This is a genomic window from Microbacterium sp. P03, assembly GCF_043556235.1.
Lineage (GTDB): Bacteria > Actinomycetota > Actinomycetes > Actinomycetales > Microbacteriaceae > Microbacterium.
On record NZ_JBIGIM010000006.1, the window covers coordinates 134,384 to 161,068 of the forward strand.

A 26,685-nucleotide genomic window follows, 5' to 3' on the forward strand; every position below is an offset into this window, starting at 1 on the left:
CCTCGTCGCTCCGGTCATGGAGCGAACAATGCGAACGGAAACGCCCCTGCGCACGCGCAGGGGCGTTTCGTTCTGTTCGTTTCGTCGACGGCGTCCGTGGGCTCAACGCCGCGAGGCGAGTCCCAGCGCGCGGGCCAGCTTGGAGGCGGATGACGCGGGGCGCGCTCCCGCGGCGAGTACGGCGGCCTCCACCGCGGTGAAGAACGCTTTCCGCTCCTCGTCGGTTTCCGGCCCGGCGGGCCCGAGTTCGACTTCCCACTCCCGCCATTCGCGGACACTGCCTTCGCGTTCGTCGGTCGCGCGAACGCGGTCGTCGACGAACTCGGCGACGACCGACCCCGAGGGCGACAGCAGCGCATAGGCGGTACGGGCGTTCCGTATCCGGGCGAGCGGCTCGAACGCGGCGTCCGTCACCGCTGCGAGCTCTTCGCGGATGGCGTCGGGAACCGCGTCATCGTCGCCGAGGGGCCACCCCAGCTCGACCCGTCCGCCGCCGACGACCGGGCCCTTGACATGCCAGCCCGCGTCGTGACCGCCCGTGCGTCGCCTCAGTGCGTAGCCCGCGCGACCGAGCGCGAGCTCCGCCGTGTCGAGATACTGCGCATCGAGATCCCGCTCTTCCGGATCGCCGACGGCGAAGACACCCGGGATGGCGAGCCAGTCGGGCAGTGGAGTGTCGGAGTCGACGTCGAACTTCTCCTCGACCTCTACCGAATGAGAGCGACCGGATGCGGCATCCGGCGCCGATGCCATCGACCTACTCGTCTCGGCCGTCGGGGTCGGGGTTGATGTCCTCGGTCGCCTCGACGTAGACGAAGCGGGCCTCCGTCGGACCGTCATCGTCACCGGTGTTCTCGAGCGAGCCGTCGCGGTGGTAGATGATCTGCCCCTCACCGTAGGGAACGATCAGCGCGTCGTCGACCGTGGGGTCGAGGGGAAGGACCTGCCCGTCGAGCGGGCCTCCGGAAAGTCGTGCAATAGCCATGGACACAGCCTAGGCGCGTCCGGCGACGCCGGCACACCTCCCGCCGCCGCTTCCGCCGCGGAGCCCCGACTATCGTCGAAGGGTGAAACCGTTCGTGCTGCTCGCCACCCGCGCCGAGGATGTCCCCGCCGACGAGGAGTACGCCCTCTTCCTGCGCTTCGCCGGCCTCGACCCCGAACAGCTCGTGCGCATCCGCCTGGAAGCCCAGCCGATGCCGCACCTCGACCTCGAGGACTACTCCGGCATCTTCGTCGGCGGCGGCCCGTTCAACGCGTCCGACCCCCTCGAGAAGAAGTCGGCGGTGCAGCGCCGTGTCGAGGCGGAGATCGACGCCCTCCTGCACCGGGTCATCGACCTCGACTTCCCGTTCCTGGGCGCGTGCTACGGCATCGGGACGGTGGGCACCCATCTGCACGCGGCGATCGACGACCTGTACCGCGAGCCGATCAGCATCGTCCCCGTCACGATGACGGAGGCCGGGGTCGCGGACCCGTTGCTGGCCGGTCTCCCCCGTCAGTTCGACGCCTTCGTCGGACACAAGGAGGCGATCCGCGTGCTGCCGTCGTCGGCGACGCTGCTGGCCTCCTCGCCCACATGCCCCGTGCAGATGTTCCGCGTCGGCGAGAATGTCTACGCGACCCAGTTCCACCCTGAACTGGATGCTGCAGGCATCACCACACGCATCCACGCGTACGCCGATCACGGCTACTTCTCCCCCGGCGAGCTGCAGACGACACTGGATGCCGTCCTGCGCACCACCGTGAGCCACCCCCGTGACATCCTGCGCGCGTTCGTCGAGCGCTACGCGCGGTGAGGGGAGCCGCTGCCGTCAGGCGTCGGCTTTCTCGCGCTCCTGCTGCTCGACCTCTCGGGCTGCGGCCAGTTCGTCCGACGCGACCTGAACCGCCCGCTCGGCCTGCTTCATGCGGCGCTGCGCGAACGTCGAAGCGCCGAATCTCGCGCGCACGCGGTCCTTCTCCTCGTCCACTCCGGTGATGATGTAGGCGCACGCGATCAAGATCACCTGAGCCGACAGATTGAGCCACAGGAGCAGGGCGATGAGCGAGGCGAAAGTCACCAGCAGCGGGTTGTTCGAGGCGCCTCCGACGAACAGGCCGGAGAGCTCCTGCAGCGCGATCAGGCCCACTCCGCCGATGACCGCCCCGGTCCACAACGAACGAGCGGACGCCTTGACCCCGGAAAGGGTGACGTAGAGCACAGCGACGACGCCGGTGTCGAGGATGAAGACGACCACGATCGAGGCGACGCGCGTGAGCGTGCGCGTGAGGGGATCCTCGGCCGAGATCCCGAACCATCCGCTCACGATCCCCACCCCCGACGTCGCCAGGAACGTCGCGGCGGCAGCGGCGACGAGCGCCGCACCGATCACGATCGCGAGCACCAGGTTCCGAAGAATGACGAAGACGGGGAGGATGTCGCCGTACACGTTGTCGGCGAGCAGGCGGATGGCGGTCCGCAGCGAACCGATCGCGCCGATCGCCGCGCCCACGAGACCGATCAGCGAGATCACCCCCGCGACCGTGAAGCCGGTGGGGGCCTTGATCAGCGCCGGGTTGATCAACGCGTCCTCGCCGACGAGCCCCGGCACGACGGCGTCCACCGACTCCACGAGCGCGTTCAGGGCCTGCTCGTTGCCGGCCAGCCAGATCGCCGCGAGCGAGAAGCCCAGAGCGACACCCGCGAAGACGCTGAAGAGCGTCCGATACGTGACGCTGTCCGCCAGCATCGGCCCGCGGTGCTCCACGTACAGCAGGAGTGCGCGCACGGGCTTGCGCTTCAGCGCGCCGGCGATCAGTCGGGTCAGCAGGGGCGGGGATGCCTCGGTCTCAGCCATGCGCTCAGGTTATCGTCCGCCCGACCGGGCGATCGGGCCTTGACCCCCGTCAGAGGCCGAGATAGGCCGCTGCCGGAGTTTCGCCGACGAGGATGCCGACCCACGCGCCGGCCAGGAGGCACGGGCCGAAAGGAATCGCCGTGGACCGATTCGCGCGCCGGGCGGCGAGAAGGGCGACAGCGACCGCTCCCCCGATGAGGAACCCCGACACCGTGCCGACCACCAGAGCGCCCCAGCCGACCCACCCGAGATACAGGCCGATCACGCCGGCGAGCTTCACGTCCCCACCGCCCACGCCGCGCCCACTCACGCCACGCATCAGCGCGTAGAAGACGAACAGGGTCGCACCGCTGACGGCCGCCCGCAGCAGCCACGTCCAGGGGCTGCCGAACACACACGCGATGGCCAGGAGTGCGAGCACGGCCGGATACAGCGGCAGCACGATCCTGTTCGGCAGGCGGTGCTCACGCAGATCGATGACCGTGAGCACGACGCTCACGACCGCCAGCAGCAGGAAGGCCAGCACGGTCGCCACGATCGCACCGGGGTGCGCGTCGATCGGACTCATGACGCGTGTCTAGCACGTCTGCGATTCACGTCCGGTGGCACGACGCCGATCTGTGGATGGTCCTCGCCGCCGGACCTCAGTAGGACGGGGGCGTGTGCCAGATGCGGTCGATGTAGTCCCGCATAGAACGGTCGGACGAGAAGTAGCCGCTTCGGGCGACGTTGAGGATCGCGGAGCGGGTCCAGCCGTCCTCGTCCGCGTACGCCGCGTCGACCTTCGCCTGTTCCGCGATGTAGGTCGCGTAGTCCGCCAGCACCATGAACCGGTCGTCGTAGAGCAGGTTCGAGACGATCGGCTCGAACACCGTCCGGTCGCCGCCGGAGAACGCACCCGATGCGATCAGGTCGATCGCCCGGCGCAGCTGCTCGTCGTTCTGATAGAACTCGCTCGGCCGGTACCCGCTCTCCCAGAGCGCCTCGACCTCGGGCTCGGTCATGCCGAAGAGGAAGAAGTTCTCATCCCCGACCAGCTCGCGGATCTCGACATTCGCGCCGTCGTCCGTGCCGATCGTGAGAGCGCCGTTCAGTGCGAACTTCATGTTGCCCGTGCCGGACGCCTCCTTGCCGGCAAGGGAGATTTGCTCCGACAGGTCTGCCGCCGGGATGACGCGCTCCGCAAGGGTCACGTTGTAGTTCGGGGGGAAGATGACCTTCAGCCTGCCCTCGACGCGCGGGTCGGCGTTGACGACGGAGCCGACCGCGTTGATGAGGTGGATGATGCGCTTGGCCATCGCGTAGCCCGGCGCGGCCTTGGCGCCGAAGATGAACGTGCGAGGCTGCACGTCGGACGCCGCGATCCGACCCGAAACGATGCTCTCGTAGCTCGTGACGATGTGCAGCACCTTGAGCATCTGCCGCTTGTACTCGTGCAGACGCTTGACCATCACGTCCAGCATGTGCCCGTCGGACACCTCGAAGCCGTCGCGCGCGAGGAGGACTTCGCTCAGGCGGCGTTTGTTCGCGGCCTTCACTTCAGCGAACCGCGCGCGGAACTCGGGATCTTCGGCGAAGACCTCGAGGCCGCGCAGGCGCTCGAGATCGACGGTCCAGCCCGCCCCCAGTGCCTCCGTGATGAGCGTGGCCAGCTGCGGGTTGGCGAGGCGGATGAAGCGCCGGGGCGTGACGCCGTTCGTGACGTTCGTGAACTTGCCCGGGAAGAACTCGTTGAAGTCGGGCAGCACCTTGTCGCGCAGCAGCTGGGAGTGGAGCTCAGCGACACCGTTGACCTTCGCTCCGGCGACGGTCGCGAGATACGCCATGCGCACCGACCGCTCCGGGAAGTCGGAGATGATCGACATGTTGCGGATGCGCATCTCGTCGTCGCCGAATCGCTCACGCACGGCCAGGAGGAACTCGTCGTTGATGCGGTAGATGATCTCGAGGTGGCGAGGCAGCAGGCGACCGAGGAGGTCCACCGACCACACCTCGAGCGCCTCAGGCAGCAGCGTGTGGCAGGTGTAGGCGAAGCACTGCTGCGTGATCGCCCACGCGGCATCCCACTCCATGTGCTTCTCGTCGACGAGGACGCGCATGAATTCCGGCACCGCGATCACGGGGTGGGTGTCGTTGAGCTGGAAGATGACGCGGTCGGGCAGCTTCGCGAGGTCGTAGTCCTCGGCGAGGACGTAGTCGAAGAAGTCGTGGATGGACGCGGCGACGAAGAAGTACTGCTGCTGCAGGCGCAGCTCCTTGCCCTGCGGAGTGGAGTCCTCGGGGTACAGCACCTTGGAGATGTTCTCCGCGAAGGTCTGCGCGCGGACCGCCTCCTCGTAGTCGCCCGAGTTGAAGATGCGCAGATCGAAGGCGTTGGTCGCCACCGCCCGCCACAGCCGCAGGGTGTTGACGCGACCGTTGTGGTAGCCGGGCACCATGTAGTTGTAGGGCACCGCCTGCACGTTCCAGCCCGGAATCCAGCGGCTGCGCTCGACGCCCTCGTCGTCGTATTTCTCCGTGCGGCCGGCGAACGAGATCGTCTGAGCCGCCTCCGGGTGGGGGAACTCCCACGGGGAACCGAGTGCCAGCCACGCGTCCGGCTGCTCGACCTGCTGACCGTCGACGAAGGTCTGCCGGAAGATGCCGTATTCGTAGCGGATGCCGTAGCCGATGCTCGGCACGCTCATGGTGGCGAGCGAATCGATGAAGCATGCGGCGAGGCGCCCCAGCCCGCCGTTGCCGAGCCCCGGCTCGACCTCCTGCTGACGCAGGTCGTCGAGGTCGATCCCGCACGCCGCGAGCGCCTCGGTCGCGACATCCGTCAGCCTGCTGGCGAGCAGGTTGTTGTCGAGCTGGCGTCCCAGCAGGTACTCGGCCGAGAGGTAGCAGACGCCTTTGGCCTGCACCTCGAGCTGACGCCGCTGGTCTTCCAGCCAGCGCGCCATGAGGTAGTCGCGCACGGTGTGCGCGAGCGCCAGGTACCGGTCGTTGGGGCTCGCTGCCGACAGGGCGACGCCCTGCTCGAAATTGAGATTCCGCAGGAATTCGCGGACGAACCCGTCCACCGAGGTGGGCGGTCCCGTCACCGGCGCGAGCGCCAGCGGATGCGACGCACTCAGGGAGCGCGCAGGCGGATCGGACGGGGCGGGGGATGCGTCGTTAACGGCCACGACATGAAGGTATCGGCACCAGGGCACCGCACCTAAATCGGCAGGTTTCGAAGAGATGAAATGATGCCGCGGATGCCTCGGATCAGGGTCTGGGCCGAGGCATCCGTCGTCTCACCAGAGCGGGTGGATCGCCGCCCGCAGATCGCGGTCGTAGACCTCGTGGACGACGGCGTCGAACGCCTGGACGTCGAAGCCGGACGCGGCGTCTTCGACGAGCCGGGCAGCCTCGGCGTTGGAGGTCGCCTGATCGACGTTGCGTGCTCCGGGGATCACGGTGGTGACGCCGGTCTGGGACGCGATCCATGCCAGGGTCGCCGCCGGGAGCGTCACCCCCTCGGGAAGAGCAGCGGCCAGTTCCCGCGCCGCCTGCAACCCGACCTCGAAGTCCACCCCCGAGAAGGTCTCTCCCTTGTCGAAGGCCGCACCGTCGCGGTTGTAGCTGCGGTGGTCGTCTGCGGCGAACGTGGTGTCGGACGTGTACTTGCCCGAGAGGAGACCGCTCGCCAGGGGCACGCGCGCGAAGATCGCCACGCCCGCGTCCGCGGCCGCCGGAAGCACCTCGTCGAGAGGCTTCAGCCGGAAGGGATTGAAGATGATCTGCACGTTCGTGACGTTCGGGCGGGCGATGGCCGACAGCGCCTGCGCCGTCGTCTCCACGGAGACGCCGTAGGCGGCGATCGCCCCTTCCGCGACGAGTGCGTCGAGGGCGTCGTATGTCGCGGCGTCGTCGATGACCGCCGACGGCGGGCAGTGCAGCTGCACGAGGTCCAGGGTGTCGACGCCGAGGTTGTGCCGCGAGCGGGCCGTCCACGCGCGGAAGTTCTCCGGCGTGTAGTTCTCCGGCTCCTGGTCGACGCGACGTCCCATCTTGGTCGCGACGGTGATCCCGTGCCGGGGGTGCTCGGCGAGGAATCGTCCGATGAGCGACTCGGAACGGCCGTCGCCGTAGACGTCTGCGGTGTCGAAGAGCGTCACGCCGCGATCGGCGGACGCCGCGAGGACGGCGAGCGCGTCGTCTTCGTCGACCGCGCCCCAGTCGGCGCCGAGCTGCCATGTGCCGAGACCGATGGCGGAGATGTCGCGGCCGGTTCGGCCGAGAGGACGCTGTTGCATGGAGGTGCTCCTAGGGTGAGGGTGTTCGGGGGCGGCGCGGCGATGCGGCCGCATCGTGGGGTGGTGCGGGCGGGGATCAGGGTCTGATCACGACGGGAGTGCCGACGGGCAGTTCGGCCAGCCGCGTGATGGCGCCGGGATCGACGCGGATGCACCCGTTGGATATCGAACCCGACCGGTCGTCATGGTAGTGGAACGCGGTCACGGCGACGTCGGCTCCGCCGAATCCGTCCAGGGTGCGGGACTGCACCGACAGATACACGAGCGGATGACCGCGGGTGTACCAGAACGACGGCTCGACGCGGGTCATCATGAGGAACGCCCGCCCCGTCGGGGTGGGAGTCGCATCCGCCCCCGATCCGAAGTCGTCGGCGATGCGCTCGGGGACCCCGTTGGTCACGATGTCGATCGTGCGCGCGGAGAGGCTCACCTCGACGCTGGTGACGACGGGGGCCAGCTCGACGTCGGCGACGCGCAACCACCCGGTGACCTGCGAGGGGTTCCCCTGCGAGGGGACGGCCTCCCGTCCGGTGAGCAGGACTTGCACCCAGTTCGCGTCGCGCGTGATGACCGGCACGGTGGTGCCGTCGTACGGATCGTCTCGTGGCAGGTACCCGACGGGCTGACCCGACGGGTCGGCGAACACCGGCGCTCCGACCGCGACGGCACGAGCGGTGAAGCCGGCGAAGGCGCCGAAGGGGTCGGCGTCGACCGGGAGTGCGGCCAGCACGGTGAACACGTCGATCTTGGGGAGCGTCCCGAGGTCGTAGACGGCGGTGTTGGCCGGCGGGCCCGTCGGGGTGGGGGTGGGTGTCGGCGTCGGTTCTGCAGACGGCGTCGCTGTCGATGCCGGCGTCGCCGTCTCCATCGGCGCGGAGGCCGGTGCCGAACGAGGGATCAGCGCGACGACGAGCGCGATGACCACGACCACGGCCGCGGCGAACGCCCACCACATCCATCGTCTTCCTCGCCGTACGCTCGGCGCGGGAACTCCGTCCCCCGTCATCCGCATCTCCCCATTCCCCCATGGTCGATGGGGCGAGCGGATGCCGCAACCCGGCCGGGCCGCGGCATCCGCAGTTCTCAGCGCCTTGGCAGGTGGGAACGCGGATGGGGCCAGACTCGACGTATGACCACACTCACCGCCGTGCTCGGAGACATCACTCGCCAGGACGTCGACGCGATCGTCAACGCCGCCAACAACGGCATGCGCGGAGGCGGAGGAGTAGACGGAGCGATCCATCGCGCCGGTGGGCCTGCGATCCTCCAGGACTGCATCGCGCGGTTCCCCCGCGGCCTGGCGACAGGCGACGCGGGGTGGACCACCGGGGGCGACCTGCCGGCCACGTGGGTCATCCACACCGTCGGGCCGAATCATGCCGCCGGCCAGCGGGACCGATCGCTGCTGGTGTCGTGCTACCGGCGGGCGCTCGAGGTCGCGGACGAGATCGGAGCCCGATCCGTCGCCTTCCCGCTCATCAGTGCCGGTGTCTACGGCTGGCCGATGGGCGACGCGATCGCGGCAGCCGTCGAGACGGTGGCCGCGACAGACACCCGGGTCCAGGACGTCCGGATCGTCGTGCTCGACCCGTCGACGCTCGAGGCGGTGCAGCGGGCTCTCGCCGGACCGGCCATCTAGCGACGAGGCGATCCGGTGAGGGGCGTGGGCTCTGCAACCGACCCGGAGACGACAAGAGCCCCCCGCATTCCTGCGGAAGGCTCTTCGCCGACCATTCGTGGTCGGGATGACAGGATTCGAACCTGCGACCCCTTGACCCCCAGTCAAGTGCGCTACCAAGCTGCGCCACATCCCGATGTTCAGTTCTCGCCACCCGCGAGCGGACAACTCCACTATCTTAGCCGGTCGTCACGAGCCCCGCGAACGCGGTTGCCGGTGTCGGATGCCGGCAGTACGGTCGCACCATGCCCGACGTCGCGATCGTCCCCGCCGCCTCTCCGCGCTTCGAAGATGCGCAGCACGCCTTCTCGGGAGGCGGCGACGGGCTCGGCTGCCAGTGCCAGTGGTGGACGTTGACACGAAGCGAATTCGACGCCTCGACCCCGGAAGAGCGGACGGAACTGCTTCGTGACGAGGTGAACTCGGGCACCCCGCCGGGGTTGATCGCCTACGTCGACGGCGAGCCTGCGGCGTGGGTACGGGTCGGACCGCGGACACGACAGCCGCGACTCTCCCGAACGCGCAACTTCGCGGCGACCACCGAACCGTGGGACGACCCCGCCGTGTGGGCGGTCACGTGCTTCGTCGTCCGGAAGGAGCATCGCGGGCAGGGGCTGAACGGCCGCCTGTTGGAGGCGGCCGTGGAATTCGCGCGGGAGCAGGGCGCGCGGGTCCTCGAGGCCTATCCGATCGACGCGGCGCACAGCTCGAGGAGCACCAACGACCTCTACTACGGAATCCTCTCGGTGTTCGAGCGCGCGGGTTTCCGAGAGACGGCACGCCCCCGACCGGATCGCACCATCGTCACCCTCGACCTCACGGCGTGAGCCACAGGCTCCCCGTGTGCGCGCTGCGTGCGAGCATGGAGGGATGACCCCGGATGCCCCGACCGCTGTGCGCATCGACGCATGGCTGTGGGCGGTGCGGGTCTACAAGACCCGTTCGGCTGCGACGACCGCGTGCCGTGCCGGACATGTCCGTCTCGGCACCGACAAGGCCAAGGCCGCCCAGCATGTGCGCGTCGGTGATGAGGTGCGGATCAGGATCAGCGGGTTCGACCGAATCCTCGTGGTGCGTCAGCTGCTCGTGAAGCGCGTCGGAGCCCCCGTCGCCGCTCTGGCCTACGAGGACCGCACGCCTCCGCCGCCGGCCCCGGAGTTCGCCGGCGTCATCGCGACACGCGACCGCGGCGCGGGCCGACCCACCAAGCGCGAGCGTCGCGACATCGACCACCTCCGCGGTCGCGAGTAGGTCGGCTTCTCAGCGGCGGAGCAGGTCGAGCATCCACCCCGCGCCGCGAGACGCTGCCCCGAGCGCGTTGACCCGCTCTGCCAGGCCCCGATCGCTCGTCACGACGATGACGGTGCGACCGGCCTCGACGAGGGCTGCCGTCTCGGCGACGATGCGGTCGTCGCCGGACGCCTCCGCCCGCACCACGCGCACCACACCCGATCCGTCGTCGGCCGACCGCGCCGCGCCCTCCAGGACCGCGACCATCTCGGGGAACCACGTGTCCTCAGCGAGATCCAGGGCTGCTGCATCCACTCCCCTGCCCGACAGGCCGTCGAGACGCGCGATCAACCGCGACGCGGCGACCGCCCGATCCTTCCACCACCCGTCGGGGACCGAGCCCATCACGTTCGCGACGTCGACGACGATCGCCGGATGCACGGACAGCAGCTCGCGCAGGTGCGTCCACGAGGCCGCGAATCCCGGATGCAGCGGCAGCTGTTCGACGTCTGCGATCGGCACCCAGGCGAGAGCGTGACTCTCCGGGTCGCTGATCACCGGCTCGAACGGTCGAACGACATCGGCGACCACGGTCGTGTAGGTCCAGACACCGACGTCGAGAACGCTCTCGAACCGGCACCGCACCGCCGCGTTCGGGACACCCGCCTCTTCGGCCGCCTCCCGCAGTGCCCCCTCGCGCGCGCTCTCGGCCTCGTGGCGGGCCCCGCCGGGGAGCGCCCACGTGTCGCCGAAGTGGCTCCACGAGACCCGGTGCTGCAGCAGGATGCCTCGATCGCGGTCGAGTGCGAGCAGTCCGGAAGCGCCGAAACGACCCCAATAGCGCTCGCCGGTGGGGGCTTCGACCCACGCGTCGCCCGGGTCTCGCGGCCCGTGCGGGCGGGGCGGACCCGCAGGCTCGGGGTGCTCGATCGTCACCCGATCAGCCTTTCACACCTGCACGGAGGCGGCTTCGTCCGACGCCCGATCCTCGCCTCGGCTTCAGCGCTGACGCTTCTCGCGCACCCGCATGTTCACCACGATGGGCGTGCCCTCGAACCCGAACAGTTCGCGCAGACGGCGCTGGATGAACCGCCGGTACCCGGGATCGAGGAAGCCGGTCGTGAACAACACGAACGTCGGCGGACGTGTCGCCGCCTGGGTGCCGAACAGGATCCTCGGCTGCTTGCCGCCTCGCAGCGGGTGCGGGTGCTCGGCGACCAGTTCGGAGAGGAACGCATTGAATTTTCCGGTGGGGATCCGCTGATCCCACGAGGCCAACGACGTTTCGAGGGCCGGTACGAGCTTCTCGAGGTGTCGGCCGGTGCGGGCGGAGATGTTCACGCGCGGCGCCCACGCGACGTGGGCGAGGTCCTGCTCGATCTCGCGCTCGAGGTAGCGGCGACGGTCGGCGTTCTCGAGGTCGTCGTCGGTGAGACGGTCCCACTTGTTGAACGCGAGTACGAGCGCACGCCCCGACTCGAGCACCATGTCGATGATGCGGACGTCCTGCTCCGAGATGGACTGGGAGACGTCGAGCACGACGACGGCGACTTCGGCCTTCTCCAATGCCGCCGATGTGCGCAGTGAGGCGTAGAAGTCGGCGCCCTGCTGGAGGTGCACGCGCCGCCGTATGCCTGCGGTGTCCACGAGTCGCCAGAGCTTGCCGCCCAGTTCGACGATCTCGTCGACCGGGTCGCGGGTCGTGCCCGCCAGCTCGTTGACGACCACGCGCTCTTCGCCCGCAGCCTTGTTGAGCAGGGAGGATTTGCCGACGTTGGGCCGCCCGAGAATGGCGACCCGCCGGGGACCGCCGATCTCATAGCCGGGAATCGACGAGACCTCGGGCAGCACTTTCATCATCTCGTCGAGCAGATCGGCCACACCGCGCCCGTGGATCGCCGACACGGGGTAGGGCTCGCCGAGGCCGAGGCCCCACAGCCCCGCCGCCTCCGGCTCGTGACGAGCATCGTCGATCTTGTTCGCCACGAGGAACACCGGCTTCCCGCTGCGACGGAGCAGTTTGACGACGGCCTCATCGGTCGAGGTCGCCCCGACCATCGCGTCGACCACGAACAGCACGACGTCGCAGAGGTCGATCGCGACTTCGGCCTGCGCCGCGACGGACTGATCGATGCCGCGCGCGTCCGGTTCCCAGCCGCCGGTGTCGACCAGCGAAAAGCGCCGGTCCATCCATTCGGCCTTGTACGTGACCCGGTCGCGCGTGACACCGGGGGTGTCTTCGACCACGGCTTCCCGGCGGCCGAGGATGCGGTTCACGAGCGCGGACTTGCCCACGTTGGGTCGGCCGACGATCGCCACGACCGGGAGCGCCGGCGAGTACTGGATGCCGTCTTCGCCGATCTCGCCCAGTTCGAGCAGTTCCGCGTCTTCGTCGTCCAGTTCGTACTCGGAGAGGCTGGCGCGCAGCGTGGCGGCCCGCTGTTCGGCGAACTCCTCATCGATGTCGGCGAGCTTTTCGGCGAGCTGGTCCGGCCCACCCTCGTATTCGTCTTCAGCGCCCATTGTGCGCTCCTGTCTGTGTGTTCAGCTCCGCGCTGATGACGCCGAGAACGGCGTCCACGGTCTGATCGAAATCGAGTTCGGTGGAGTCGACGACCACGACGCCGGGGGCGGCGGTCAGGAAGTCGACGACGGTGGCATCGGATGCGTCGCGTCTGTGCAGCGCGTCGGCGACGGTCGCGGCATCCTCGGTGTCGAGCTCCGCACTGCGACGACGTGCGCGCACCTCGGGCGCCGCGGTGAGGAGGATGCGGACGGACGCGTCAGGGGCCACCACCGTGGTGATGTCGCGGCCCTCGACGACGACGCCGTCCGCCGGAGAAGCCGCGATGAGAACGCGGAACAAGGTCGTCAGTGCATGCCGGACCGCCGGGATCCTGGCGACCGCACTGACGGCCGTGCTCACCTCGGGTCGGCGGACGGCCGCGGTGACGTCGACGCCTCCCACGCGTACCCAGCGGTCATCCGGGTCCAGTGAGATCGCGTAGTCGAAGTCCTCCGCCGCGGCGAGGACGGCTCCTTCGTCGGCAGGGTCGACATCGCGCTTCAGGACGTGCCAGGCGAGAGCGCGGTAGGCCGCGCCCGTGTCGAGGTAGCCGAAGCGGCGCGCGCGGGCGACCCGCATCGACACGCTCGACTTGCCGCTCCCGGCAGGCCCGTCCACCGCTACCACGATGCGCGCGGGGGCGGATGGGATCGTCTGAGGGTCAGTCATTGCTCGTGCTCGCGATCTTCCAGCCGCGCGCCTGCAGTCCTTCGACCGCCGGTCGCACCGCGCTCGGGACGACGCTGATCTCGGCCAGCCCGAATTGAGCGCCGGGAGAATGCTCCAGACGCAGGTCTTCGACGTTCACGTCGAGGTCGCCGAGCTCTCCGAAGAGACGCCCGAGCTGACCGGGGGTGTCGTCGACCATGACCACGACCGACTCGAAACGCCGGTTCTGTCCATGCTTACCCGGCAGCCGCTCCACGCCCTCGTTGCCGCGACGGATCGCGTCGGCGACCGCGCGACGGGCACCGGGCGCCTCGGGGACGCGCAGAGCGCCGGCGACTGCAGAGAGGTCGGCGGCGAGCGCATCGAGCACATCGACGACCGGCGCGGAGTTGGCGCCCAGAATCTGCACCCACAGCTCGGGGGCGGATGCCGCGATCCGTGTCGTGTCGCGCACGCCCTGACCTGCCAGTCGCAGCGACCCCTCGGGCGCGTCCACGAAGCGGCCGGCCAGGAGGCTGGCGACGAGTTGAGGGACGTGCGAGACGAGTGCCACCGATCGATCGTGCTCCTCCGGTGTCATCTCCAGCGGCGTGGCACCGAGGTCGAGAGCAAGCCCTTCTACGAGGGCGAGGTCTTTCGCGGACGTCTCCTCGTCGCGGCACACCACCCACGGTCGCCCCACGAAGATGTCTGCGCGCGCGGAAATCGCTCCCCCGCGTTCACGCCCGGCGAGCGGGTGTGATCCGATGTAGCGCGCGAGATCCACCCCACGGGCACGCAGATCGCGCAGCGGCTCGAGCTTCACACTGGCGACATCGGTCACCACGGCATCGGGGAAATCCGAGAGCTCGCGCTCGATGACATCGGCGACGACGTCCGGGGGAACGGCCACGACGACGAGGGAGGGTGCGTCGCCTGCGACCGCCGCGCGGCCGGCGCCGTAATCGATCGCCAGCCGCAGCTGCGCACGCGACGAGTCGGCGAGGGCGACGTCGATACCCAGCGCGCTCAGGGCGTGACCGATGCTCGAGCCCAGCAAGCCTGCGCCGACGATGCGCACCGTGCCCGAGACGCGCGAGCTCAGTCGCGTCTTCTCGGGCCGGGTCCTCCGCGTGCGGGCGCGGGAGGACGCGTTCTTCGGCTCACTCACTCGTTCTCCTGCTGCGTCTTTCCGGTCGCGCCGTCGCGGCGCGCGAGTGTCAGCAGCGCGCCCCGCTCCACTTTAGTCAGCTCCCGGGCCTGCCCCACTGGGAGGGTTCCCAGGTGCAGCGGGCCGAACTGGCGGCGCACGAGCTCTCGCACCGGGTGTCCGACGGCCGCCATCATCCGTCGCACGATGCGGTTCTTCCCCGAGTGCAGTGTGAGCTCGACGAGCGATTCGGCGCTCTCGCGGGACGAGGACAGCAAGCGAGCCTTGTCTGCGGCGATCGGTCCGTCCTCGAGGTCGAGACCGCGCGTGAGCCGTGCGATCGTCTGCGGAGTGACCACGCCCTCGACCTTCGCGATGTAGACCTTCGTGACGCCGAACGACGGGTGCGCGAGGACATGCGCCAGTTCACCGTCGTTCGTGAGCACGAGCAGACCGCTGGTCTCGGCGTCCAGACGTCCCACGTTGTAGAGGCGCTCCGGGTACTCGTCGGTGAAGCGTCGGAGATCCGGCCGTCCACGATCATCCCGCATCGAGCTCACGACCCCGGTCGGCTTGTTGAGGACGACGTAGCGCTTGGATTGATCGAGCTGGATCGCGGTGCCGTCGACATCCACCAGGTCGGTCTCCGGGTCGATGCGATTCCCCAGCTCCGTCACGACCACCCCGTTCACCCGAACGCGTCCGGAGGCAATCATGTCTTCGGCCACCCGGCGCGAAGCCACTCCGGCATGGGCGAGCACCTTCTGCAGTCGCACCCCTTCCGTCGACCGCTCGTCGGCGCTCGGGTCATCGAGATCGCTCATCGCGTCCCCTCCTCGAATCCGTCCGCGCCGTCGTCCAGCAGCGGGGAGATGTGCGGCAGCTCGTCGAGCGAATTGATCCCCAGGTTCACCAGAAGCGTGTCGGTCGTTCCGTAGTGGATGGCGCCGGTCTCGGCATCCGCGAACATCTCGGTGATCAGCCCGCGCGCGAGGAGCGTGCGGACGACCGAATCGACGTTGACGGCACGGATGGATGCCACCTGCCCTCGCGTGACGGGCTGCTTGTAGGCGATCACCGCCAGCGTCTCGAGAGCTGCTTGCGACAATCTCGAGGGCGCCTGTGCGTTGACGAACTCGGTGATCACGTCGTCATGCTCCTCGCGGACATAGAGACGCCATCCGCCGCCCACCTCACGCAGCTCGAAGCCGCGACGCGGACCGCCCGTCCTGCCGTCGTAGTCGTCGACGAGTCCCTCGACGGCCTGACGCACGGCGGCCACGGGCGCGCCGGCGGCGGCGGCGAGACTCACCAGGCTCTGCGGCTCCTCGATCACGAGCAGGAGCGCCTCCAGTCGCCGGGACACCGACACGGGATCCTGAGGTCTCGGCGGGGTCTCGGCCTCTTCCGTGGCCGGGCGCAACGTGTCATCGGTCATAGTCGGCCCCCAGGGTCGCGAGATTCTCTTCCGACCACCGCTCGGCGGTCCATCGCAATGTCAGTTCGCCCAGAGGCTCGACCTGCTCGAACGACAGGGCGGAATGCCGGTACAGCTCCAGTACCGACAGGAACCGGGCGACGAAGATCCCAGGCTGTGCCACGCCGGCGACGATCTCGCGGAAAGAGAGCGTTCCGGCGCTCCGCAGCAGGGTCACCACGATCGCCGCCTGCTCCCGGATGCTCACCAGCGGCGCGTGCAGGTGATCGAGCCCGACGTGCGGGATCTCTCGCGGAGTCATCGCCAGCAGGGCGAGCGCGGCGAAATCCTCGGTCGTGAGGGTCCAGACGAGTTCAGGCGTCGCTCGCCGGTACTTCTCGTCCAGCCGGACGGCGCGGACGTGACGGCGGTCCTCCGCCTGCAGCCTCGCGGCGAACCACGTCGACACCTGCTTGAATGCCCGATACTGCAGGAGGCGGGCGAACAGCAGGTCCCGCGCTTCCAGCAGAGCGACGGACTCGGCGTCGATGAGTTCCCCTTGGGGAAGCAACCCCACGACTTTCATGTCGAGCAGGGTGGCCGCGACGACGAGGAACTCGGATGCCGCGTCCAGCTCCTTCTCCGTGTCGAGGCCCCGGAGATAGGAGATGAACTCGTCGGTCACGCGACTGAGGGCGATCTCGGTGATGTCCAGTTCACGCGAGGAGATCAGCGAGAGCAGGAGATCAAATGGTCCGTCGAACAGGTCGAGTGAGACGCGGAAGCCGTCGCCCTCGTCGTGCGGGGTCGGGTCAGGCGACGGCGCCACGGGCGACCAGCTCCCGCGCGAGGCGCAGGTAGGCCTGAGCCGCCGGGTGCTCGGGGGCGAAATCGATGATGGGGACACCTGAGACCGAGGCATCCGGGAACTTCACGGTGCGTCCGATGACGGTCTCGAGGACGTCCTCGCCGAACGTGTCGACGACCCGCTCCAGAACCTCGCGCGAGTGAAGTGTGCGGGAGTCGTACATGGTCGCCAGGAGTCCATCGAGCTGGATCGAGGGGTTCAGTCGATCGCGCACCTTCTCGATCGTCTCGATCAGCAGCGCGACGCCGCGCAATGCGAAGAACTCGCACTCCAGAGGGATCAGCACGCCGTGGCTCGCCGTCAGGGCGTTCACGGTCAGGAGACCCAGTGACGGTTGGCAGTCGATCAGGATGACGTCGTACTCCGCCGCGACCTGGCGCAGGACACGGGAGAGGATCGTCTCACGCGCGACTTCGTTGACGAGGTGCACTTCAGCTGCCGACAGGTCGATGTTCGCAGGGAGGACGTCGAGGTTCTCGACCCTGCTGGATTGGATGACGTCCCGGGCATCGCGCTTGGTGTCCAGCAGCAGGTCGTAGATCGTCGGGACGTCGTGGCTCGCGATGCGCAGACCTGCCGACAGCGCGCCCTGCGGGTCGAAATCGACTGCCAGCACCCGGCGGCCGTAGTAGGCGAGCGATGCGGCCAGATTGATCGTCGTGGTCGTCTTTCCGACCCCGCCCTTCTGGTTGCACAGCGCGATGATGCGTGCCGGACCGTGCCCGTCGAGCGTGGGCGGGGTCGCGAAGCCGTGATACGGACGGCCGGTCGGTCCGATCGGGGTGTCACTCTCTGAGGCCACCGTCGAACCTCGCTTGCTACCCGCCACCGACTCTCCTGACTTCGTCTTCCGTCCCCCGATTCTAGTCACCCGCTCAGCGCCGCATGAGCGAGCTAGCGGGCGCGCGGGTGGGCGGTCGCGTAGACGTCCCGCAGGGCGTCGACGCTGACGTGGGTGTAGATCTGCGTGGTCGCCACGGATGCGTGGCCGAGCAGCTCCTGCACGACACGTACGTCCGCACCGCCCTGCAGCAGATGGGTGGCGAACGAGTGCCTCAGCGTGTGCGGCGAGACGTGCGAGGTCAGCTCGGCCCGCTCCGCCGCTTCACCGATGATCAGCCACGCGCTCTGGCGCGACAGCGGCGCGCCCCGAGCACCCAGGAACAGGGCTGAGCTCGCCTTCCCGCGACGCGAGAGCTCCGGCCGGGCGCGGGTGAGGTAGGCGTCGACGGCAGTCCGTGCGTACGATCCGATCGGGACGATCCGCTCCTTCGATCCCTTCCCGCGCACGCGCAGCACGTCCCCGTGAGCGAGGTCGTCGACCGCGAGCTGCACCACCTCCGACACTCGCGCGCCGGTGGCGTAGAGCAGCTCCAGCAGCGCGCGATCCCGGAGACCGATCAGGTCACCGGGCCCCTCGCCCCCGGCCGCAGCGAGCAGACGCTCCACTTGCTCGATCGTGAGAGCCTTCGGCAGCCGGCGGGGCGCCTTCGGAGGGCGAAGCCTGCCGGTGGGATCGTCGACGGCCAGACCCTCCCGCGCGAGGTGGCGGTGCAGGCCGCGCACGGAGGACTGCAGGCGAGCGAGACTGGACGCCGCGGGTGGCGGCTGCGCCGCCGCACGCTCCGCGGCGAATTCGCCGACGAGATCAGCGGTGACCTCGTCGGTGTCCCTCAGGCCGCGGGAAGCCAGCCACTCCGCATAGCCCGCGAGGTCGCGTCGGTATGCCGCCACGGTGTGGTCCGACAGGCCCCGCTCGATCGAGACGTGGCGGAGGTAGGAGTCCACCGCCCGATCGACACGCATCTCACTCCGTCGGAGCGGTCGCCCGACGGCGCAGCAGCTCGGTGGTCGCAAGGACACCCGTTGCGAGGATGCCGTTGCGCATCCGTCCCTCGAGCACCGCGGTCACGGCATCCGTCAGGGGCACCCACTCCAGGCGGATGTCGGCTTCCTCGTCGGCGCGAGGATGCGCGACGGCCGCGGCGCGAAGACCCCTGGCGAGGAACACGTGGATGATCTCGTTGTTGCCCCCGGGAGTCGAGTAGATGCTGACCAGCGACTCCCACTCGTCGGCCACGAGGTCGGCCTCCTCGGCCAGTTCTCGGCGAGCGGAATCGAGGGGAGCCTCGCCCTCGACGTCGAGCAGCCCCGCCGGAATCTCCCAGTCCCGTTGACCGATCGGATGCCGGTACTGCTGGATCAGCAGCACGCGCTCGTGCTCATCCAGAGCGACGATCGCCGCGGCACCGGTGTGGTCGACGTACTGGCGAACGATCTGCTCATCGCCGTAGCGGAATGTGTCGGAACGGACGTCCCACACCTTGCCCTCGTAGACGAGGTCGCTCGTGACGACGTCGACGTCGACGTCCTCGTCGTGGAGGGACGCGGCATCCGTCATCGGGTCACTCCCCCTCGTCGTCGAAGAGCTCGCTCGCACGATGGCGTTCGAGTGCGGCGGCCACCAGCCCACGGAACAACGGATGAGGATCGGTCGGCCGCGAGCGCAGCTCGGGGTGGGCCTGGGTGGCGATGTAATACGGGTGCACGTCGCGGGGCAGCTCGACGAACTCGACCAGGTTGCGGTCGGGTGAGAGGCCCGAGAAGACCAGACCCGCGTCGGTGAGCTGCTGACGGTAGTGGTTGTTGACCTCGTAACGGTGCCGGTGGCGCTCATCGATCCGTGTGGCGCCGTAGACCTCGGCGGCGAGCGAGCCTTCGGCGAGGTCGGCAGGGTACATCCCCAGTCGCATCGTCCCGCCGAGGTCGCCGCCGGCGATGATCTCGACCTGCTCGGCCATGGTTGCGATCACGGGGAATTCGGTATCGGGGTCGAACTCGCTCGACGAGGCACCCTCGAGTCCGGCCATCGTGCGGGCGTACTCGACGACCATGCACTGCAGGCCGAGGCACAGGCCGAGGGTCGGTATGCCCTGTTCGCGGGCGAAGCGCAGAGCGCCCAGCTTTCCCTCGATGCCCCGGATCCCGAACCCGCCGGGCACGACGATCCCGTCGAGTTCGCCCAGCGCGCGGGCCGCGCCCTCGGGCGTCTCGCATTGGTCGGAGGGCACCCACCGGATCGTGACATGGGTCTCCTGCGCGAAACCGCCGGCCTTCAGCGCCTCGGTCACACTCAGGTAGGCATCGGGCAGATCGATGTACTTACCGACGAGCCCGATCGTCACGTCGTGCTTCGGGTTGTGCACCGCCTGCAGCACTTTGTCCCAGCGCGTCCAGTCGACCTCGGCCGCCTTTCCGAGACCGAGAGTGCGCACGATGTACTCGTCGAGACCCTGCTCATTCAGCATGGTGGGGATGTCGTAGATGCTGGGCACGTCGACGGCGTTGACGACGGCGCTCTCATCCACGTCGCACATCAGGGCGATCTTGCGCTTGTTCGACTCGGTCACCGGCCGGTCGCTGCGCAGCACGAGCGCGTCGGGCTGGATGCCGATCGAGCGCAGCGTCGCCACGGAATGCTGCGTCGGCTTGGTCTTCTGTTCGCCGGACGCGCCCATGAACGGCACGAGCGAGACGTGGACGAAGAAGACGTTCTGCCGGCCGAGCTCGTGCCTGATCTGACGGGCCGACTCGATGAAGGGCTGCGATTCGATGTCACCGACCGTGCCGCCGATCTCGGTGATGATCACGTCGGGGCGCGGTTCTTCGCTGGCCTGCAGACGCATCCGCCGCTTGATCTCGTCGGTGATGTGCGGGATGACCTGCACCGTGTCACCGAGGTACTCGCCCCGGCGTTCCTTCGCAATCACCTGCGAGTAGATCTGGCCGGTGGTGACGTTGGCCGCCTGGCTGAGCTCGATGTCCAGGAACCGCTCGTAGTGCCCGATGTCGAGGTCTGTCTCTGCGCCGTCGTCCGTGACGAACACCTCACCGTGCTGGAAGGGGTTCATCGTGCCCGGATCCACATTCAGATACGGGTCGAGTTTCTGCATGACGACCCGAAGCCCGCGCGCCGTGAGGAGGTTGCCCAGGCTCGCAGCGGTCAGACCCTTCCCCAACGAGGAAACGACACCGCCCGTCACGAAAATGTGCCTGGTGATGTCGTTCTGAGGTCCCGAGTCTGAAGTATCCGCCACGGGCTTCTACCCTAACAGTCTTGAGAGGAGGCGGCTGAGCAGCACCCGAGCGCGCTCAGCCACGGGCGAGTTCCAGGAGCTCGCGCGCGTGAGTGCGGGCCGCGTCGGAATCGGCGAGGCCGGACAGAAGACGGGCCATCTCGGCCTCGCGATCGGTCCCCTCCAACCGTCGCACGCTCGATGCCGTCACCGAGCCGTCGTGGGCTTTCACCACGGTGAGGTGGTTGCTCGCGAACGCCGCCACTTGGGCCAGGTGGGTCACGGCGATGACCTGGGAGCTCTCGGCCAGACGCGCCAAACGGCGGCCGACCTCGATCGCCGCGGCACCGCCGATACCCGCGTCGACCTCGTCGAACACGAAGGTGGGCACCGGGTCGGTGGCGGCGATGACGACTTCGATGGCGAGCATCACTCGGCTCAGTTCACCGCCCGATGCACCGCGCGACACCGCCCGCGGCTCCGCACCGGGGTGCGGCGCGAGCAGGACAGCCACATCGTCGCGACCCGCGGCCGTCTCGGCGCCCTCCGTCACGGCCACCGACAGGCGCGCGTCCGGCATGGCGAGGGCGTGCAGTTCGTCTGTGACCGCCGACGCGAGTCGACCGGCCGCCTCTGTGCGGGCGCGGGTGAGGGCGGCGGCGGATTCGTCGAGAGCGGATGCCGCGGCATCCCGTTCGCCCGCGAGTCTCTGCACGCGATCGCCGTCGTCATCCAGCTCGGCGAGGGTCTCCGATCCGGTCCGCCAGATCTCGAGCGCGTCCTCGAGGCTGCCGTGTGCCCGCACGAGCGCGGTCACCGCCGCTCGCCGTTCCTCCACCGTGGCCAGTTCGTGGGGACCCGCCTCGTCGAGGTCCGCGAGGTAGCCGGCCAGCGCGGTGGCGAGATCCACAGCGCGGTACCCGAGGTCCGCCGCGGTCGCAGCCATGTCGTCGAGCGTCGGATCCTTCCCGGCGGCGCGCTCCAGCGTGCGTCGCACGTCGGCCAACAGGATGCCGACATCGGGCGCGTCGCCGTCGCCCGAGAGAGCAGCGTGCGCGAGGAGGGCGGCGACGCGAAGCTCTTCTGCGTTCGCGAGCCGTTCTGCTCGGTGGGCGAGTTCGACGTCTTCGCCGGGCTGAGGATCGATCGCTTCGATCTCGGCGAGCGTCGCCCGCAGTCGTGCGGCCCGCTGCGCACGCGCGTCCCGGTCGCCCAGAAGACTCGCGAGCTCGCCGTCGATCCGCCGCCACTCGGCGAAGTGAGCGCGATAGCGTGCGAGAGCCGCGGCCACGGGCGCACCACCGAATCGATCGAGCGCATTCCGTTGCGCCGCACTCGTGCGCAGTCTGAGCTGATCCGACTGCCCGTGCACCACCACGAGCGCGTCTGCGAGCTCGGCCAGCACCCCGGCCGGTGCGGCTCGACCGCCGACGGTCGCTCTGCTCCGCCCCTCGCTGGAGATCGTCCGCCCGACGAGCAGTTCGGCCCGCCCCTGATCAATCGGCTCGAGTTCCCCGCCGGCCTCGTGCACGCGGTCGGCGACCGCGCCCGTGGCGGGCACGATCCACACGCCGTCGACGGCGGCCTGCGCCGCGCCGGCGCGAACCGCTCCGGAGTCCGCCCGCTGGCCGAGAAGCAGACCGAGGCCGGTCACGACCATCGTCTTGCCGGCACCGGTCTCGCCCGTGATCGCGGTGAAGCCGGGCCCGATGGGCAGGGTGGCTTCGGCGATCACTCCGAGATCGCGCAGTCGCACTTCCTCGATCACGGGCGGTTACCGTGAATGTCGTGGCGGAGAAGGGCGTCGCCGTCCGACACGCTCACGGCCCGACCGGACGGACGACGGCGCCCGTCACCGCTGCGTCGAGTGCCGCGGGGCCCCGCCACCCCACGACGGGCAGCTGGAACTTGCGTACGAGTCGGTCGGTGAACGCAGCGGGGTGGAGCCGTGCAAGGCGTACGGGGCGGTCGGAGCGACGGACGACGACACGCGCGCCGGGCGGCAGCTCGTGCGAGCGACGCCCGTCGCACCAGAGAATACCGACGCCGTCCGTGCGCTCGAGCACTTCGATCGCCACCGCGGCTTCCGGTCCGACCACCAGTGGGCGTGCGAAGAGGGCGTGGGCGGAGAGCGGGACCACGGCGATGGCCTCGACGGTCGGCCAGATCACCGGTCCCCCCGCGGAGAAGTTGTAGGCCGTCGACCCGGTGGGAGTCGATACGACGACGCCGTCGCAGCCGAAGCTCGACAGGGGACGTCCGTCGACTTCCATGACGACTTCGAGCATCCGCTCGCGGCTCGCTTTCTCGACCGTCGCCTCGTTCAGCGCCCAGGTCTCATAGATCACCGCGTCGGCGGAGTCCTTCACGCGGACCTGCAGCGCGAGCCGCTCCTCGACGCGGTAGTCGCGGGCGATGACATGCCGCACGGCGTCGACCATGTCGTCGCGCTCGATCTCGGCCAGAAACCCGACGTGCCCCATATTGATGCCGAGCACCGGCGCCGTACTGTCGCGGACGATCTCTGCCGCTCGCAGGATCGTGCCATCTCCTCCCAGGGAGATGGCCAGCTCGATGTCGTCGAGCGCGACGTCCTCCCCCAGCGTGAGGACGCCGTCGAGATCGCCCATCATCACAGCGAGCCCCGCCCGGTCGTCGGGGGTGACGACGGCGCGCGCACCCGCGGCCGACAGCTCGTCGAACACGCGCTGCGCAGCATCGACCGTGTCGTCGCGGCGGGCGTGCACCACCACGAGGATCTTGCGTTCCTCGTTCATCGCTCTCCTGCCAACTGACTGACGGTATCCAGCCATTCTGTCGGATTGCGCCCGCGGTCCGACGCGAAGTGCGCCAGGAACTCGGCATTGCCATGGGTTCCCACGATCGGTGACGCGATCACACCGAGGGTTCCGAGCCCGACGTCCCACGCCGACCACAGCACGCCGCTGACGGCGTCGGCGCGGAGTGCAGCATCCGTCACCAGTCCGCCCTTGACCGACGTACGACCGACCTCGAACTGCGGTTTCACGAGAAGGACGATGTCGGCATCTCGGGCCGCCGTCGCACGGATCGGCCCCAGAACGTGGGCGAGCGAAATGAACGACAGGTCTCCCGTCACCACGTCCGGGGACGTATCGACTCCGCTCGCCTCCCGAAGGGAGGCGGGACTCAGCTCTCGCGCGTTGAATCCCTCGATCGGGATCACGCCGGAGTCGGCGGCGACGGATGCTGCGAGCTGTCCATGTCCGACATCCAAGGCGATCACGGGCGCGGCGCCCCGTTCGCGCAGAACCTGGGTGAAGCCGCCGGTGGAGGCGCCGATGTCGAGAGCGCAACGTGCTCGGACGTCGACTTCGAACGCGTCGAGTCCGGCGATCAGCTTGTGGGACGCGCGGCTGACGTAGTGATCGGCGCCGGCCACTTCCAGAACCGCGTCGTCGGCGACGGGAGTGGAAGCCTTCACGACCCCACGGCCGTCCACCGTCACGAGACCCGCGGCGATCAGGGTCGCGGCGTGGGTGCGGGAGCGCGACAACCCGCGCGCGGCCAGGGCCGCGTCCAGTCGCTGGGTCATCGTGCGGATCAGCCCTGCGGGCCGGACTCGAGGCGCGTCACCAGCTGGTCGTGCAGTGCCGCGTACGCGTCCGCGCGCGTGTCCAACGGCTGCTCCTCGATCACGCGCAGGCGGCTCAGCAGCTCCCGATCGTTCTCAGAAGATGGGACGTCGGTCATAACGCCAGACTACGCGACGCCGTCGCTGAACCGGCCGCCGCTTCAGCGCGTGTGGAAGGTGTCGCGATACAAGCGCTCGGGCACGCGGAAGCCGAAGATTCCGCGACCGGTGGCCCAGATGGCGGCCGCCCCCGCGCGTACGAGGTCGATCGGGCGGTCCCCTTCGCGCACGATGTGCACGTCGGGTCCGTCGATCCGTACCGCGGCGCCGCGGACGGTGGTGGTGTCTCCGTGAACGGTCGACTCGGGGTAGGGCTCATGCAGCTCGCGAAGATCGCCCAGAATGTACGTCGGTCGCGAGTCCGGCGGTGCCGCCAGTACATGCTTGGGTCGGTCGATGCCGGTCAGCACGAGTGCCGAAGGGAGCCCGGCCCGCACGGCTCCCATGATGTCGGTGTCCAGACGATCACCGAGGAAAAGCGGATGCTGCGCACCGAACCGTGCAACGGCCTCCTGGAAGATCGCCGCCTCCGGCTTGCCCGCGACGATTGCCAGACGACCGACCGCTGTGTGCACGGCCGACACCAGAGTGCCGTTTCCCGGCGCGATCCCGCGGGCCTGCGGGATCGTCCAGTCCGTGTTCGTGGCGATCCACGGGATGCCTCCCTCTTCCTCGGGAAGGGCCAGAGCATAGGCAGCCTCGGCGAGCTGCGACCAGCCCACCTCGGGCGCGAAGCCTTGGAGGACGGCTGCGGGACGGTCATCGGCGCTGCGCGTGACGACGTAGCCCGCCTTCTCCAGTTCGACCACGAGGCCCTCGCCGCCCACGACCAGAACGGTTGCCCCCGGCGTCACGCGATCGCCGAGCAGGCGCACTGCAGCCTGCGGGCTCGTGACGACGTCCGCCGGCTCGGTGTGCAAGCCGAGTTCTCGCAAGTGCATCGCCACGGACGCATCGGTGCGCGACGCGTTGTTGGTGATGTACCCCAGCCGCCGCGTGCGGCCCGCGGCGTTCAGGCTCTCGATCGCATGCGGCAGCGCTCCAGCCCCTGCGTACACCACGCCGTCGAGATCTGCCAGCACGACGTCGACTCCGTCAAGCGGTGTGCGCGCCGGGGCGCTTTTGGAGAAGAGGCCCATCACACCTGCTCATCATCAGAGGCAGCGGCCCGCTCGGTGCGGTCTTCCGGGTCGATCTCCGCGTCCGGAGCGAGGCGGGGCATACCCGACTCAGCGGACTCATCGTCATCGTCGTCGTCGTCGTCATCGTCGTCGTCGTCGTCGTCGTCGTCGTCGTCGTCGTCGTCGTCGAGGATGATCTCGTCGACCTCATCCACGAAGACGACCTCTTCGCTGCCGCCGTCATCGTCGACCCCGAGGGCCTCTTCGGCAATCGTCGCCCGACGGCGCCATTGCGCGGCCTCGTCGTGGCGACCGAGCTCCTCCAGCACCGTGGCACGGGCGGCGAACAGCGCGGGACTCCACTCGAACGCGCGGTCAGGGTCGAGCTCGGGGATATCGAGCTCCGTCAATGCTCGTTCGGGCTCGCTCTGGTCGAGGCGTGCTCCCGACATGGCGATCGCCAGCTCTACGCGTACGGGGGTGCTCAGCGTGGAGCGATCGACGGAACGACCGAGCTCGAGGCCGCGATCCGGTCGGCCCACCCCGCGCTCGCTGTCCACCATCAGGGCGATCTGGTCGTCTTTCCCGGAGATGCGTCGGTACGTGCGCAGTTCGCGAAGAGCAAGGGCGTAGTCGCCGATCGTGTAGGCCGTGATGGCGAGCGTTTCGCGCACCAGCGCGATGCGCCCCGCTCGGCGTGAGGCAGATACCGCGTGCTGGTGCGCCAGCTCAGGATCGTCCTCGATCAGCCGGGAAGCCATCGCAAGGTGTCGCGCCACGCCCTCGGCGTTCTCCTTACTCAGGGTCTTGAGCTCGTTACGCGCACTGGCTGGAAGATCCTGCGGTGTGACGTCGTCCGGCAGGACGGGGTCGTCATGATGGGCACGGACCGGCCGCAGCTCGTCACCGGGGCGTGCCTCCCGCTCGCGACCCGCCCGCGGCGCGTGCGACCTGCGCTCCCCATCGCGGGGCGGGTAGGACTTCCGCTCCCCATCGCGGGGCGGGTACGACTTCCGCTCCCCATCGCGGGGCGGGTACGACTTCCGCTCCCCATCGCGGGGCGGGTACGACTTCCGCTCCCCATCGCGGGGCGGGTACGACTTCCGCTCCCCATCGCGGGGCGGGTACGACTTCC

At 69.1% G+C, this 26,685-nt stretch carries 27 protein-coding genes, 1 tRNA gene and 1 pseudogene; 4 read left to right on the forward strand and 25 right to left on the reverse strand.

Annotated features, from left to right (window positions below; all coding sequences use genetic code 11):
* Positions 1–102: 102 nt before the first annotated feature.
* Together ACFXOO_RS14915 and ACFXOO_RS14920 are read right to left on the reverse strand one after the other, a co-directional pair.
* A complete protein-coding gene (locus ACFXOO_RS14915) occupies positions 103–753 on the reverse strand; it encodes a CYTH domain-containing protein (RefSeq protein ID WP_394563975.1) in 651 nt (216 codons plus the stop codon).
* A gap of 4 nt (positions 754–757) precedes the next feature.
* Entirely contained in the window at positions 758–985 is a 228-nt protein-coding gene (locus tag ACFXOO_RS14920; protein WP_378840301.1) for a response regulator, read from the reverse strand.
* 82 nt (positions 986–1,067) lie between these two features.
* Between ACFXOO_RS14920 and ACFXOO_RS14925 the strand changes: the two genes are divergently transcribed.
* Positions 1,068–1,799: a glutamine amidotransferase gene (locus ACFXOO_RS14925; RefSeq protein ID WP_378840304.1), complete on the forward strand. Its 732-nt coding sequence runs from the start codon at positions 1,068–1,070 to the stop codon at positions 1,797–1,799.
* Positions 1,800–1,814: 15 nt separating this feature from the next.
* On the opposite strand, the gene ACFXOO_RS14930 is transcribed toward ACFXOO_RS14925, so the two are convergent.
* The 5 genes from ACFXOO_RS14930 to ACFXOO_RS14950 all read right to left on the reverse strand — a co-directional run bounded on the left by ACFXOO_RS14930 (position 1,815) and on the right by ACFXOO_RS14950 (position 8,078).
* Positions 1,815–2,840, reverse strand: coding sequence for a YihY/virulence factor BrkB family protein (locus ACFXOO_RS14930; RefSeq protein WP_378840306.1), 1,026 nt, complete (start codon positions 2,838–2,840; stop codon positions 1,815–1,817).
* Positions 2,841–2,889: 49 nt separating this feature from the next.
* Positions 2,890–3,408, reverse strand: coding sequence for a prepilin peptidase (locus tag ACFXOO_RS14935; protein ID WP_378840309.1), 519 nt, complete (start codon positions 3,406–3,408; stop codon positions 2,890–2,892).
* A gap of 76 nt (positions 3,409–3,484) precedes the next feature.
* The gene (locus tag ACFXOO_RS14940; protein WP_378840687.1) at positions 3,485–5,959 is read right to left on the reverse strand and encodes a glycogen/starch/alpha-glucan phosphorylase; all 2,475 of its coding nucleotides are present in this window, start codon (positions 5,957–5,959) and stop codon (positions 3,485–3,487) included.
* Between the two features lie 162 nt (positions 5,960–6,121).
* Positions 6,122–7,123 carry an aldo/keto reductase gene (locus ACFXOO_RS14945; protein WP_394563976.1) on the reverse strand — a complete coding sequence of 334 codons (1,002 nt, stop codon included), beginning with the start codon at positions 7,121–7,123 and terminating at the stop codon, positions 6,122–6,124.
* A 76-nt stretch (positions 7,124–7,199) separates the two neighbouring features.
* Entirely contained in the window at positions 7,200–8,078 is an 879-nt protein-coding gene (locus tag ACFXOO_RS14950) for a L,D-transpeptidase (protein ID WP_394563977.1), read from the reverse strand.
* Positions 8,079–8,252: 174 nt separating this feature from the next.
* Here ACFXOO_RS14950 and ACFXOO_RS14955 point away from each other — a divergent pair, with 174 nt between their 5' ends.
* Positions 8,253–8,762, forward strand: a complete 510-nt coding sequence (locus ACFXOO_RS14955; protein ID WP_378854346.1) for an O-acetyl-ADP-ribose deacetylase — start codon at positions 8,253–8,255, stop codon at positions 8,760–8,762.
* A gap of 98 nt (positions 8,763–8,860) precedes the next feature.
* Here the strand turns inward: ACFXOO_RS14955 and ACFXOO_RS14960 are convergent.
* Positions 8,861–8,937 (reverse strand) — tRNA-Pro (locus ACFXOO_RS14960).
* 109 nt (positions 8,938–9,046) lie between these two features.
* On the opposite strand from ACFXOO_RS14960, the gene ACFXOO_RS14965 reads away from it, so the two are divergent.
* Both ACFXOO_RS14965 and ACFXOO_RS14970 read left to right on the forward strand, forming a co-directional pair.
* Positions 9,047–9,628 (forward strand): GNAT family N-acetyltransferase, encoded by a 582-nt coding sequence (locus ACFXOO_RS14965; protein WP_394563978.1) that lies wholly within the window; start codon positions 9,047–9,049, stop codon positions 9,626–9,628.
* A 43-nt stretch (positions 9,629–9,671) separates the two neighbouring features.
* Complete coding sequence (locus tag ACFXOO_RS14970) at positions 9,672–10,052, forward strand: RNA-binding S4 domain-containing protein (RefSeq protein ID WP_378840323.1); 381 nt, start codon at positions 9,672–9,674, stop codon at positions 10,050–10,052.
* Between the two features lie 9 nt (positions 10,053–10,061).
* On the opposite strand, the gene ACFXOO_RS14975 is transcribed toward ACFXOO_RS14970, so the two are convergent.
* The 17 genes and pseudogenes from ACFXOO_RS14975 to ACFXOO_RS15055 form a co-directional block, all read right to left on the reverse strand.
* Positions 10,062–10,967, reverse strand: a complete 906-nt coding sequence (locus ACFXOO_RS14975; protein ID WP_394563979.1) for an NUDIX domain-containing protein — start codon at positions 10,965–10,967, stop codon at positions 10,062–10,064.
* 63 nt (positions 10,968–11,030) lie between these two features.
* Entirely contained in the window at positions 11,031–12,554 is a 1,524-nt protein-coding gene (gene der / locus ACFXOO_RS14980) for a ribosome biogenesis GTPase Der (RefSeq protein ID WP_378840329.1), read from the reverse strand.
* A complete protein-coding gene (gene cmk, locus ACFXOO_RS14985; protein ID WP_394563980.1) occupies positions 12,544–13,266 on the reverse strand; it encodes a (d)CMP kinase in 723 nt (240 codons plus the stop codon). The genes der and cmk overlap by 11 nt, the downstream gene beginning before the upstream one ends.
* Entirely contained in the window at positions 13,259–14,350 is a 1,092-nt protein-coding gene (locus tag ACFXOO_RS14990; RefSeq protein WP_394563989.1) for a prephenate dehydrogenase, read from the reverse strand. Before ACFXOO_RS14990 ends, cmk begins: the two co-directional genes overlap by 8 nt.
* Before the next feature lie 62 nt (positions 14,351–14,412).
* Positions 14,413–15,219 carry a pseudouridine synthase gene (locus ACFXOO_RS14995; RefSeq protein WP_378840335.1) on the reverse strand — a complete coding sequence of 269 codons (807 nt, stop codon included), beginning with the start codon at positions 15,217–15,219 and terminating at the stop codon, positions 14,413–14,415.
* On the reverse strand, positions 15,216–15,833 hold the full coding sequence (gene scpB, locus ACFXOO_RS15000) for an SMC-Scp complex subunit ScpB (protein WP_378840337.1): 618 nt from the start codon (positions 15,831–15,833) through the stop codon (positions 15,216–15,218). The genes ACFXOO_RS14995 and scpB overlap by 4 nt, the downstream gene beginning before the upstream one ends.
* Positions 15,823–16,641 carry a segregation and condensation protein A gene (locus tag ACFXOO_RS15005; RefSeq protein ID WP_394563981.1) on the reverse strand — a complete coding sequence of 273 codons (819 nt, stop codon included), beginning with the start codon at positions 16,639–16,641 and terminating at the stop codon, positions 15,823–15,825. The genes scpB and ACFXOO_RS15005 overlap by 11 nt, the downstream gene beginning before the upstream one ends.
* Positions 16,625–17,482 carry a ParA family protein gene (locus ACFXOO_RS15010; RefSeq protein WP_378840341.1) on the reverse strand — a complete coding sequence of 286 codons (858 nt, stop codon included), beginning with the start codon at positions 17,480–17,482 and terminating at the stop codon, positions 16,625–16,627. The genes ACFXOO_RS15005 and ACFXOO_RS15010 overlap by 17 nt, the downstream gene beginning before the upstream one ends.
* 92 nt (positions 17,483–17,574) lie before the next feature.
* Entirely contained in the window at positions 17,575–18,486 is a 912-nt protein-coding gene (xerD, locus tag ACFXOO_RS15015; RefSeq protein WP_394563983.1) for a site-specific tyrosine recombinase XerD, read from the reverse strand.
* 1 nt (position 18,487) lies between these two features.
* The gene (locus ACFXOO_RS15020) at positions 18,488–19,081 is read right to left on the reverse strand and encodes an NUDIX domain-containing protein (RefSeq protein WP_378840346.1); all 594 of its coding nucleotides are present in this window, start codon (positions 19,079–19,081) and stop codon (positions 18,488–18,490) included.
* 4 nt (positions 19,082–19,085) lie between these two features.
* A complete protein-coding gene (locus ACFXOO_RS15025) occupies positions 19,086–20,777 on the reverse strand; it encodes a CTP synthase (protein ID WP_394563984.1) in 1,692 nt (563 codons plus the stop codon).
* 55 nt (positions 20,778–20,832) lie between these two features.
* Positions 20,833–22,524 carry a DNA repair protein RecN gene (gene recN, locus ACFXOO_RS15030; protein ID WP_394563985.1) on the reverse strand — a complete coding sequence of 564 codons (1,692 nt, stop codon included), beginning with the start codon at positions 22,522–22,524 and terminating at the stop codon, positions 20,833–20,835.
* 52 nt (positions 22,525–22,576) lie between these two features.
* Positions 22,577–23,533 (reverse strand): NAD kinase, encoded by a 957-nt coding sequence (locus ACFXOO_RS15035; RefSeq protein ID WP_378854364.1) that lies wholly within the window; start codon positions 23,531–23,533, stop codon positions 22,577–22,579.
* On the reverse strand, positions 23,530–24,330 hold the full coding sequence (locus tag ACFXOO_RS15040; RefSeq protein ID WP_378840355.1) for a TlyA family RNA methyltransferase: 801 nt from the start codon (positions 24,328–24,330) through the stop codon (positions 23,530–23,532). The genes ACFXOO_RS15035 and ACFXOO_RS15040 overlap by 4 nt, the downstream gene beginning before the upstream one ends.
* A gap of 8 nt (positions 24,331–24,338) precedes the next feature.
* Entirely contained in the window at positions 24,339–24,488 is a 150-nt protein-coding gene (locus ACFXOO_RS15045) for a hypothetical protein (RefSeq protein WP_378840357.1), read from the reverse strand.
* Positions 24,489–24,530: 42 nt separating this feature from the next.
* Positions 24,531–25,568, reverse strand: a complete 1,038-nt coding sequence (locus ACFXOO_RS15050; RefSeq protein WP_394563986.1) for an HAD-IIA family hydrolase — start codon at positions 25,566–25,568, stop codon at positions 24,531–24,533.
* Positions 25,568–26,685, reverse strand: a pseudogene (locus tag ACFXOO_RS15055) (primosomal protein); the annotation flags it as partial. The pseudogene ACFXOO_RS15055 and the gene ACFXOO_RS15050, both read right to left, overlap by 1 nt.